The organism is Coleofasciculus sp. FACHB-542, assembly GCF_014695825.1.
GTDB lineage: Bacteria > Cyanobacteriota > Cyanobacteriia > Cyanobacteriales > FACHB-T130 > FACHB-T130.
Genome location: NZ_JACJPB010000012.1, coordinates 117,296 through 128,581 on the forward strand (window position 1 = coordinate 117,296; position 11,286 = coordinate 128,581).

An 11,286-nucleotide genomic window follows, 5' to 3' on the forward strand; every position below is an offset into this window, starting at 1 on the left:
GTGTGATGGAAGCCGATCGCCAATTCTGGCTATAAGCATTTTATTAGGTATGCTTGGGCGGACGCAGCTTCCCAGAACTAATGGGAATGAGGATTTGGCTGAGGATTCGCAGTTGTTCTGCTGTACCCATGCAAATGAGCAAATCTCCCGCCAGTAATTGAGTTTCTCCCGTGGGACCCCCGATGAGGGTGCCATCGGCGCGACGAATGGCGAGAACTAAAGCGCCCGATTGCGATCGCAACCGGGCTTCTCTTAGGCTTTGTCTCACAACGGGACAACTTTGAGGATCGATCAGGAACTCTTCCATATAAAAAGCTCGATCGGTTCCCGTCAGGATACCATCCACAAAGTCCATCACTTGGGGTCTAAGCGCCGCTGCTGCCATGCGCCTACCGCCGGTAATATAGGGGGAAACCACCGCATCAGCACCGGCACGTTGCATTTTTTGCACCGCTTCTTCTGTACTTGCCCGCGCGATCGCTCGAATGTTTGGATTGAGCGTTTTCGCCGAAATCACCGTATAGAGATTTTCTGCATCCGAAGGCAGCGCCGCCACCAGACAAATCGCCCGTTCAATCGCTACCCTGTGAAGCGTGTCATCCAGTGTCGCATCGCCTTGCACCGCGATATAACCCAACTGTAGCGCCTCCTCTACCGGCTCCACCTGAGAATCTATTGTTACAAACGAAATGCCTTCCGCCTTAAACTCTTTAGCAATCTGACGCCCGGTGCGTCCAAATCCACAAAGGATATAGTGTTCGTTTAAAGAATCTACCAAACGCCGCCGCTGCCTCAGTCGTCCTCCCTCTTGAAAGTAGCCTTGAATCAGGGCTTCTGTAAACCGATTGACGATGTAACCGATGCTGACCACACCTGTTAAAATCAGGGCGATCGTAAACAAGCGACCGCGATTACCCAGCGGATTAGTTTCTCCATACCCCACAGTTGCTAGCGTGATCACAGTCATATAGGCGGCATCTGACCACGACCAACCCTCCACCAGCTTGTACCATAAAGTGCCGAGCAGGGCGACACCAAAGAGTGCGATCGCACCGCCAATCAACTCTTGACGAAGGCGTTCATATTTTTGCTCAAGTGCTGTCCGATCGTTGCTTACACTGCCTGTAGTCACCTAAGTCAATTTTAGAAAAAAATGTGGAGGATACCCTCGCAGGATAACCGCTCTCGACTTGTAAAGTGAAGCACAGAGTCAATATTCTTAGAGAGACAGCTATGTTTGTACTCATTGGTGGAGCCGGACTTGTTGGGTTGGATTTAGCGCAACGGCTGGTAGACCTGGGGCATACCGTCGCCGTAATTGATATCGATCCAAGTGCTTGCCGGTATGTCCGCGAACAAGTCGGCGCAATGGCATTTGAAGGCAGTGCTGTCAGTACCGAGGTGCTGCTAGAAGCCGGGATTCACAAAGCTGATGCCGTCGCAGCCGTTCTCCGTCATGATGCCTTAAATCTAGCAATGGTCACGCTTGCTAAACACTACGGCGTTTCCCATATTGTGAGTCGAGTGCGCCACCGGGATTTTGCCGAACCCCTACGCATTGTTGGGGCTTCTCATATCATCAGTACCGTTGATTTGGGAGTTTCTACAATGGTGAATGCGATTGAGTATCCGCAAGTAGAATCAATGATGCATTTTGAGCAGGGTCAAATTGAAGTTTTAAAACTCTCGATTCCCCAAAAGTGCTATGTTGTCGGTCTTACCGTTGCTGAAATCGCTCAAGAACCCCAATTTCCTACAGGCTCTTTAATTATTGGTTATCAATCCCATCCCCACATGGATTTAGAAATTCCCAACGGAAGTACAGTATTAGAGCCAGGAGCGACGATATTAATGGTGACGAAGCCAGGGTCATTACATCAAGCCATTGATTTTATTAATGGTTGTGCCTAATCATCTTCTAGTTTCATCAGTTGTTCATCAATTGTTTTTATTCGCCCTTGCACAATTTCCTCAGAGAGAATTCGCTGCCGGATCGCCTCATTTAGCGCCCCTTTTTCTGCCAAGAGTAATCGTCGTCGAATGGCGTCAAGTTTTGAGCGATCGCCTTCAACTAATTGTCCCGGACGACGATTATAAAGATTCCGCAGCGCTTTTTCTGCCCCGGCAACTTGCACCTGATAAACGGCTCGCATTTCTTCATAAACACTTTTTGGCAAAACCCCTTTTTTCAATAGACTATCCAATTCATCTTGAGCTGCCTTAGAAGCAATTAACTGAGCCTGCAATTCCTCAATTTGTTGGCGAGAATCTGAAAAGCGAGAGAGTTGCAACCGGCGTACAAACCAAGGTAAACTTACGCCCTGCCCTACGAGAGATAACAACACCGCACCAAACACTAAAGCGATCAACTGCTCTCGCCCCGGTAGTGTTGTAGGTAAGCTAAGGGCAAGAGCCATTGAAAGAGAGCCTTTGATATTACCTAAAAACAGGACGTGCTGCCAGCGCAATGGAATCGGACGGTCAAACCAACGCACTCCAGCCAACAGCGGATAGACAGTGAGGACTCGCGCAATTTGGTAAGCCAAAACGGCAAGCAGAACCGCTGGCAAAGTCCTCCAGAATGTCACCGGGTTTATTTCTACACCAATCAGCAGAAAAATAAAGGTATTGACTGCAAAACTGGCATAGTCCCAAAAACTTAACAACGCGATCCGATCGGAAGCAGACGTGCTGCGAGAAAGCCCAACGTTCCCGAAAATTAATCCAGCTACAACCACAGCCACAGCACCGGATACCCCTAAAGATTGCCCGATTTGAAAGGTTCCTAATGCAACTGCAACGGTTAGCAAGAGACTGCTAAGGGGATCGTGTAAACGAAGAAATACAGGGATGCTTAAATAGCCCAAGACTAAGCCAACGAGACTGCCTCCCACGGCAACAAATAATAGTTGTTGGATTCCTTCTAATACTGTGAGCGAACCTGTCGAATACACTGTCAGAATCAGGTTAAATGAAACTAGGGCGGCAGCATCGTTGAAGAGGGTTTCTCCTTCAACGATCGTGGAAAGCCGGGAGGGTACAGGTATCTCCTTAAAAACGGCAATCATGGAAACCGTATCAGTGTTTGCGAGAATAACTCCAATTAGTAGTGCCGGTATCCAATCTAGCCCTAGCCCAAATTTCAACAGAACGGCAATAATCGCCGAGGAAAGTACCGCCCCTGGACCCGCTAAAAGGGCAATTGGTTTAAACGTGCTTCGGAGACGGCTAACATCTGTATTGATGCCAGCTTCAAAGATGAGAATTGGCAGGAAAAGATTCAATACTAAGGAAGGATCGAGTCCAATCCGGCGAGAAAATAGTTCCGTGATTGGTAAACCCGCCAACACTAAACCCGTGACATAGGGAACGCGAAGCCGCTGTGTCACCAGGGCAACAACTGTGGCAATTAGCAGGAGAATAATCAGAATTGGGACTAACTCTGCAATGTTTGCTTGAGGCTGCTGGTTTGTTTGGTTAAGATTACCGAGAACAAACGGCTGCGGAAAGCACCAGACGGGGAGTTTTGCTAAGGACAAAAGATGCATCATCTGATTTAGCTGATTGGGACAAACAAAAATGAGGAGCGATCGCAACTTAAACTTTCCCAAAATCATCCTGTCAGACGAGCCGATTGGATCAAGTGCAATGCTCGCGGTCAATCTTAGACTCAACCTGGAGTCGCGTGGACGATGTTAACCGCCTCAGCTAACCTTTCGCAAGTAAGGCTGTTTCTGTTTTCTCAGGGTTTATAGTTCCCTTTAAACAGAACTTTTTGAAAATTCCCTTTAAGATTGCCAAATAAGGATAAAAAATTTCAGGAGTAAGCAGTGAGTCTAGAAACTCTGGTTGAAAATTCCTCAATTCCGGCAGAGTCAGGCGTGTCCGTTCCGTATGACCCAGAAGGCTTTGACGCCTCGGTGATGAGTACCTACGGGCGCTATCCCCTAGCTTTAGAACGGGGTGCGGGTTGCCGCCTGTGGGATAGCGAGGGGCGCGAATATCTGGACTTTGTTGCCGGGATTGCCACTTGTACCCTCGGACACGCTCACCCAGCTTTGGTGGAAACCGTAACTCGCCAAATCCAGACGCTGCACCATGTCTCTAACTTGTATTACATCCCGGTACAAGGGGAATTAGCAAAATGGTTGATCGACCATTCCTGCGCGGATCGGGCGTTTTTCTGCAATTCCGGTGCTGAGGCGAATGAAGGGGCAATCAAACTGGCTCGGAAATATGCCCACACGGTCAAAGGGATCGAAAAGCCGATTATTTTGACGGCTCACGCCAGCTTCCACGGGCGCACGTTGGCGACGATTACCGCTACAGGTCAACCGAAGTACCAGAAAAATTTTGCCCCGTTGATGCCTGGTTTTTACTATGTGCCTTACAACGATATTGGGGCGATCAAGAATGCGATCGCTACCCTCGACGAAGGCGATCAAGGTGTCACCGCAATTATGCTGGAAGCCTTGCAGGGAGAAGGTGGCGTGCGTCCCGGCGATGTCAAATACTTCCAAGAATTGCGGAAAATCTGCGATGAGAACGACATCTTGCTAATTTTAGATGAAGTGCAAGTTGGCATGGGTCGCAGCGGCAAGTTCTGGGGATACGAGCATTTGGGAATTGAGCCGGATATCTTCACGTCTGCCAAGGGATTAGGTGGTGGCATTCCCATCGGTGCAACCTTGTGCAAGAAACATTGTGATGTTTTTCAGCCGGGAGATCATGCTAGCACTTATGGCGGCAATCCTTTTGCCTGTGCGGCTGCGTTAACCGTGTGTCAGACGCTAGAACGGGACAATATTCTGCAAAATGTACAAGATCGGGGCGAACAATTACGCGCTGGATTGAGCGCGATCGCATCTAAATATCCCGACCAAATTAGTGAAGTGCGTGGCTGGGGTTTAATCAATGGGATGGAGTTGAAGGCAGAGATTGATTTAACTTCAGCAGATGTTGTGAAAGCAGCGATCGCCGACGGCCTATTGTTGGTACCTGCTGGTCCCAAAGTGATTCGATTTGTGCCGCCGCTGATTGTCTCTGCTGAAGAGGTAAACCAAGCGCTGCAAGCCGTTGAACGGGCAATGGCAACCGTAACCGCGTAGGAAATCGGAAAGTTTTGAGTTATGAGTGTTGAGTTTTGAACTAAGAATGCTAACTCAAACTCATAACTCTTTTAAGCCGCCTCTAGAGGAGCCATTGTCAACCCAGCGCGGCTGAGTTGCTCGTGGTAAAGTTCTGCCTGCTCTTGGGGACCCACCCAAACAATCGCTTGACCTTCAAAGTGGATTTGATAGGTGTGTTCCCAAGCGAGATCGCTTGTCATGTCAGGGATATACTTCACCAAACACTCGTGAACGTGTTCAAACGTATTGAAATCATCGTCCAACACGATCACTTTGTAATTAGGATATAACTTGCGGACAACTTGACTAGATCGTTCAGGAGTCTGAACAGGAGCTTGAATCGGTGCAGCGGCGGTCGGTAAAGTTATACCGGAGGCGATCGCGCCAACAGCGGCTGAAAGTCTCCTAGTCATAAGGCAGATTGCGAAAAGACCTTAACAAAATTAATTTACAAGTATTTTGCTCTATTTTAACAATCCTGAATCCCCGAAAGTAACAGGTTAAGTCAGAATCATCTTCGTTTCCTGTGACAACCAAGCAAAACCAGAGCGGGATTTGGTGCAAAGTTTTGGCGAAATGTCAACAAAACCTAGAAACCCTCTACCAGGAATTGTTCAAAGCGTTGTATAAATCCAACCGCCAGCTGTACCAAAGGCCATCCTACCAAACAAATTAACGCCGAATTGCGAGTGCTGATATCTAACCCTTGGCGGACTGCTACAATCACAGCCAGCAAACTCCAAACGGCTAGCACCCGCTCAAGTGGTTGTCCGAACAAAGGAATCAGCGTTAAGAAATTCAGCACTTGCGGAGCATAGGCAAAGCCAATCGGAATCATCAAATCCCTATAGGTAACGTGATTTGGTTTTCGCCACTCCCCAATCTTCCAAATGGTAAGCGTCCAGAAATAGTAGCCTCCCACAATGCTCATCCCATCAATCAGAAGCGCCAGCAGCATTACGGGCAGCGTTGCCAGGTTAATTAATAAAATAACAGCACTACCCAAAGCATGGGACAGTGCTGCTAAAATCACAATAGTTTGGGCAATTCGATAGGTTTTAGGCGTATTTCGAGCATTTTCATAAAAATTTCCATCTAAAGCAAGTGCATTCCAAAGGGTCGTGCCCAAGCTTACTTTTGATTCCTCGCTGCTCACGTTGAATCCTTACTACTCACGATTGATGACAACTTTGGATAGGATACTGCGTCAGGGATGCCCCAGGGAGCCAATCACCAAAAAAATTCACTTCCTGACCGAAATTAATTGACGTTAAGACAGTAACAGTAAGCAACTAGATATTCTTGAATGCTGCGATTGATTTGGCGGATACTTGTATGGCTTCGAGGGGGAACCTTGAAGCTGTTGCTCCTAGCGGTCTTTATACTCATAATCTGGGGTATTACTTCGCCAGTCGGGACTGTAGTATGGTGGCTGGAACAAGGAGCAGAAACTTTAGGTTTGAAGAAAAACCAAAGCTTGATCTTGCCACCCAACAATGACTCAAATCCTGATGCCAAATCCTCCCCAATCAATTGTTACATTGTGTTTTTGACAGGAGTAGGAGATTTTTCTGCCAATGAATTAACACCGGGGGAAGAAGTCTTTTTAGACCGGATTGTTGAGAGTCATCCTAACTGCGTAGCTGTAGGAGATGTTTTCCCATACTCAGCGGAGAACAAGGGTCTAGGAGGACAGCGGTTATTAAGTCCCGTATGGCACTTTGCGAATCGAAATGGTGGGATGGGAATCGCCAGCGTGTTGATCAAAATCCGCAATCTCTGGCGATTTGCGATTTCCGCCGATCCTCGCTATGGCTCTATTTATAATCAGGGGATTGCCAATGCCATCATCGAGCGAATGAATGGTGGGAAGCCGATTTCCCGCACAGAGAGTAAACCGCTTGACATCATTCTCGTTGGAACGAGTGGTGGTGTACAAGTTGCCTTGGGTGCGGCTCCCTATCTTAACCAATGGCTAGATACAAAAATCACTATCGTCTCTGTGGGTGGGGTCTTTAATGGGAGGTCGGGCTTTCAGGCGGCTCGTTTCTATCACCTGCGAGGTCGTCGAGACTGGGTTGAGGATCTCGGCGGTATTGTCTTCCCCTCTCGGTGGCTGTGGAACGTGAGTTCCCAATTTAATCAAGCTCGTTTGCAAGGGCATTATTCAGCCCGGAGCAGTGGCTCCCACGCTCACGATGGCCCTGAAGGTTATTTTGGTCTAGAAGTTGCTAAGCCGGAGGACATGACTTATGTAGAGTTAACCCTCCAAGAGGTGAATAAACTTCCTATTTGGTCGCTAGAGAAGCCAGCAAAGTAGTCATTGCGAATCGGGAATGGCTATTCCAATTAGCCATTCCCGATTCGCAAATATCATTTCCAATCTTCCCAATTCTGGTTGAAAATTGAGGTGTCTGGAAAGACAGTCGGATTGTTATTCTTATCCAATCGACGTTTCAGCGCTTCTAGTTGTGGTTCGGCGCGTGGCAGTTCATCCACTAGCTGATAAGGCGCGATCGCATTTTCTAAGGCAAAAGCGGCTGTCGTTCCAGCAGCAGCCCCCGCTGACCATTCAAAGGAATGCACTCGATAGGCAGCGGCGGCAATATGACTGGTCGCAATACTTTTCCCTGCCACTAGCATATTGTTGATTTTTTGGGGAATCATCGCTCTGAGAGGGATTTGGAACGGATATGCTTGACCTGCACCCCGTCGTTCACCTTCCCGTTCGGTGTTTCCTGGAGCTTCTGCGGGGCTTTGGGTCATGCAAGGATGGAAGTCGATGGCATAGTGACCAATCCCCACAGCGTCGGGATAGATGGTGGAACGAGTGCGCCGCATGACTTGTTCCGGCGGCTTGGTGCCGCTCAGTACAGACGCTACTTCCAGTCCTGCAAGCGATGCCTGTAGTCTCCGATAGGTATCTGGTGACAATGTTTGACGGTAGTAGTCGTCTTTGTAGTTACGGCGAGAAATATCAATTTCCCAAATGCTAAAACCTTGAGGATAAGCCAAGGTGGGGCGTCCAATAATTCGCCGTCCTTCCCGCATATAGGGATACTTGGATAACCCATGCGCCGTTCCCATCGGAGAATCTAGCCCACTCAGGTAGCGGTTATTGGGTTTCGCCTGCTTAACTCCTGGGCCGAGTTGAGAGTCGGTAGTTCCAGCAACCAGCCAGTGGAAATATCCGAGTGCGTTTTCCTCGCCTTTGCGGAGGGTTTCTGTCCGCAATCCTCCCATCCATTCTCCAGGCTGTAGCTGTCCGGCGGCTTGCAACTGGTCGCGAGTGTAAACTAAGTTATCTTCGGCGGTTCCTGGGCGGTAGTCGTTGCCCCAAGTCCAGTTCTGCATGGAGATGTCGCCGGGAGTGGGTCCCGTATAGGAGAGGCCCCCAAATTTGGTCGTTTCTCCAGCTTTAGGACTCCAAATGCGTCGGTAGGTGAAGACTAGGCCAAAGTCCGCCAGCCGCTTTAATTCATAACTGTAGTAGGGTTCATATTGAGAATAGAAGGGTGGCGGGGTATGAGTTTGCGGTTGTTGGGTTGCCTCCATTGCAAAGGTGTAGGTAAAGCCTTGGGTGCAGTAGCGATCGCCCTTTTCACTCGACGAAGAAGGTTCGAGGTAAGAACGGGGGTCAATCCCTAGCCGGTAAGGAACGTCAGCCAGGGCAATCAGTTCGCCGGTCTCTGAGGCGTCAACCACGTACCAATTTGGGGCTGCGGGTGCTGGCTTTTTCGCTGGCTGGGGTACAAAGCGCACAATGCTTTTTTCAAACTGAGGCGAGTTCTCGTAGCGATAAGAATCCTCAATCGTTTGCGATAGCGGCAAGGTGTTGAGAGGGGATGCGCCTTTGGCTGGGCGATGCTGGATAGCGATCGCGCCTTGAATCAAATTGCCCGCTTGGTCGATGTTCAGTTCTTTGATTACTGTCGAGGGAAACCATTTCAGCTTGCCTCTGCCTCTTTTGGCAGCATCTTGCAATTGGTCGTACAGCAGTTTGTGAGCATCGCGGGGAAGAAAGCAGGATTCACTAACCCAACAATCGCCAGGATTGAGTTCTCCATATTTGCGATTGATTCGCTGTCGCAAGTCCAGGTAGCCGCGAGAATATAACAGCTTTTGCCGTTGGGTAGGGCGTTCATCCAGTGCGGAAGTTCCCTGTGCGGAAATTTGTCCTCCTACCCAGTCGGTAATTTCCGTGAGGCAAACGGTTCGCCCCGCCAATAAGCCTTCGTAGGCAGTTGCCGCACCGGAGAGTCCCCCTCCAACGACCAAAATTTCACACTCCACCGTTTGATCGGGGTTTCTAGGGGGTGCTGCCAAAGCAAGTGGAGTGAATGCTTCTAGCAATGTTAAGCCTAGAGTTAGGCTAAGGAGCGATCGCTTCATGTTTAGACGTTTCAGCTTCTACGTATATCTAGCTAGCTCTCCGACGCTACCACTCTCAAATTGTTCATTGCAAGCTTTTCTGGCGGCAGTCAGAACAAGCGATCGCTCTAGCCTATCCCGAAGAGGCGATAAATATTACTCTACTCGAATCCCCCTGTTGAATTAGATGGCGATTCAAGTCAGCAGTTGCACTTTTCTATTTAGCTAGCAGTGCAGCTAATTCCCGCTATTGGTAGTGCTTCGGATTTTGATTGCAGTAGCGCTGCGAATAAACCCTAATTTCCTAATGACTCGCTGAATAAGCCTCTACCTAATGAGATGTTTTTAGTTCTGAAAATCCCTTACTTTAGCCTAGTTTTTAATTTCATTATCCTGTATAAAACCGAACAAAAATAGATTGCATTCATTTTTATTCTAAAAAACAAATATCGATCGAGATTTAGTTGAAATTTAGAGCAAGCTAGAGATCGCATCTGATAGACACGGCGCTACAATATGTTTTTTGGAATTTCCAGTGAAGCTACAAAGTAATTTTTAGCAGCAAGTATGGTTTTAAAGAATGAATTGATACGATTAGCTCTCTCGGTAAGCAAACATATCTAAAGAGAGAGGTAGTTGAAGAAAGATTAAGCAGTATTAGTAGATGTATACCTGCTCAGATGTAAATGATCGCTGAGTTGAGAAAAAAAATTTAGTGCATCAAGACTTTCCTGAATTTGTTAGCTCTTTTTTGGCTAACGAACCTACGGTCAGCCCTAGCAAACAAAAGTATTTCCTGGAGATTTAACCATGATGAAACGAACAACAGCAACTGCTGCCCTTGTAGCAGTTGGATTATTTACGTCTCTGGGCTTCTCAGCCGTAGCTCAGACCACCCGCCCCGTAACGCCATCAACCCGACCGGCAACGCCGTCAAACCGACAGGCAACGCCGTCACGCAACAGCCAGTTGACTGCCCTAGATAGGCAGTTTATTATGGACGCCGCCCACGGGGGAATGGCAGAAGTACAACTTGGGCAACTGGCGTTAGAAAAGTCAACCGACCCGAATGTAAAGCAGTTCGCGCAGCAGATGATTCAGGAGCATACACGGGCGAACCAAGAGCTGATGCAGTTAGCAGCTCAGAAGGGAGTCACGCCTCCAACCACTCCGGGGCCAAAGTATGAAGCGGCAATGATGCGGCTTCAGCAGTTGTCTGGAAAGAGCTTCGACCAAGCCTATATGATGGAGGGTGGGCTGAACGGTCACTTGGAAAGTGCCGCAGTGTACCAGCGTCAAGTTGGACTGGGACAAGATCCCGATCTGAAAGCGTTTGCTGGCAGAATCTTGCCAAGGGTGCAGGGTCATTTAGAAATGGCTGCTTCGATGACAGGTGCCAAGGTGGCTGAGACAGACAATGCGATGCCTGGAATGCCTGGAATGTCTGGGATGCAGATGAACCGGGGGACGCAGATGAACCGGGGGATGCAGATGAACCAGGGGACGCAGACAACCCCGAATATGCAGATGAACCGGGGAATGCAGACAACTCCTGGGACACAGATGACTCCTGGAACACAGACGACCCCAATGCAGATGAACCGTGGGACGCAGATGAACCAGTAACATTGAACCAGTAACATCGGGCAATACTATAGAGCGATCGCATTTTCCTACGGGAGAGTGCGATCGCTCTTTGCTCTCTTTTGAAAAGAAGCGATGGCGAAGCGTATGGATTCAAGCGCTTCGCCATCGCTTTTGTAGATTTTGCCGCAAGACACAATAG

General features: G+C 48.6%; 9 protein-coding genes. 4 read left to right on the forward strand and 5 right to left on the reverse strand.

Going from position 1 to position 11,286, the window contains the following annotated elements; genetic code table 11:
* Positions 1-43: 43 nt before the first annotated feature.
* Positions 44-1,132, reverse strand: coding sequence for an NAD-binding protein (locus H6F52_RS02660; RefSeq protein WP_190429967.1), 1,089 nt, complete (start codon positions 1,130-1,132; stop codon positions 44-46).
* A gap of 101 nt (positions 1,133-1,233) precedes the next feature.
* Here H6F52_RS02660 and H6F52_RS02665 point away from each other — a divergent pair, with 101 nt between their 5' ends.
* Positions 1,234-1,911, forward strand: coding sequence for a TrkA family potassium uptake protein (locus tag H6F52_RS02665; RefSeq protein WP_190414454.1), 678 nt, complete (start codon positions 1,234-1,236; stop codon positions 1,909-1,911).
* On the opposite strand, the gene H6F52_RS02670 is transcribed toward H6F52_RS02665, so the two are convergent.
* Complete coding sequence (locus tag H6F52_RS02670) at positions 1,908-3,548, reverse strand: sodium:proton antiporter (protein WP_190531769.1); 1,641 nt, start codon at positions 3,546-3,548, stop codon at positions 1,908-1,910. The two genes, H6F52_RS02665 and H6F52_RS02670, sit on opposite strands and share 4 nt — an antisense overlap.
* A 282-nt stretch (positions 3,549-3,830) precedes the next feature.
* Between H6F52_RS02670 and H6F52_RS02675 the strand changes: the two genes are divergently transcribed.
* Positions 3,831-5,108 (forward strand): acetylornithine/succinylornithine family transaminase, encoded by a 1,278-nt coding sequence (locus tag H6F52_RS02675; protein WP_190531738.1) that lies wholly within the window; start codon positions 3,831-3,833, stop codon positions 5,106-5,108.
* 71 nt (positions 5,109-5,179) lie between these two features.
* On the opposite strand, the gene clpS is transcribed toward H6F52_RS02675, so the two are convergent.
* A complete protein-coding gene (gene clpS / locus H6F52_RS02680) occupies positions 5,180-5,542 on the reverse strand; it encodes an ATP-dependent Clp protease adapter ClpS (protein ID WP_190414456.1) in 363 nt (120 codons plus the stop codon).
* Positions 5,543-5,718: 176 nt separating this feature from the next.
* Complete coding sequence (locus H6F52_RS02685) at positions 5,719-6,285, reverse strand: hypothetical protein (RefSeq protein WP_190414457.1); 567 nt, start codon at positions 6,283-6,285, stop codon at positions 5,719-5,721.
* 150 nt (positions 6,286-6,435) lie between these two features.
* Here H6F52_RS02685 and H6F52_RS02690 point away from each other — a divergent pair, with 150 nt between their 5' ends.
* Complete coding sequence (locus H6F52_RS02690) at positions 6,436-7,449, forward strand: hypothetical protein (protein WP_190531740.1); 1,014 nt, start codon at positions 6,436-6,438, stop codon at positions 7,447-7,449.
* A 53-nt stretch (positions 7,450-7,502) separates the two neighbouring features.
* Here H6F52_RS02690 and H6F52_RS02695 read toward each other — a convergent pair whose 3' ends face one another.
* Positions 7,503-9,521, reverse strand: a complete 2,019-nt coding sequence (locus H6F52_RS02695) for an FAD-dependent oxidoreductase (protein WP_190531742.1) — start codon at positions 9,519-9,521, stop codon at positions 7,503-7,505.
* A gap of 789 nt (positions 9,522-10,310) precedes the next feature.
* Between H6F52_RS02695 and H6F52_RS02700 the strand changes: the two genes are divergently transcribed.
* Positions 10,311-11,126, forward strand: coding sequence for a DUF4142 domain-containing protein (locus tag H6F52_RS02700; protein WP_242032506.1), 816 nt, complete (start codon positions 10,311-10,313; stop codon positions 11,124-11,126).
* The last annotated feature ends 160 nt before the right edge of the window (positions 11,127-11,286 follow it).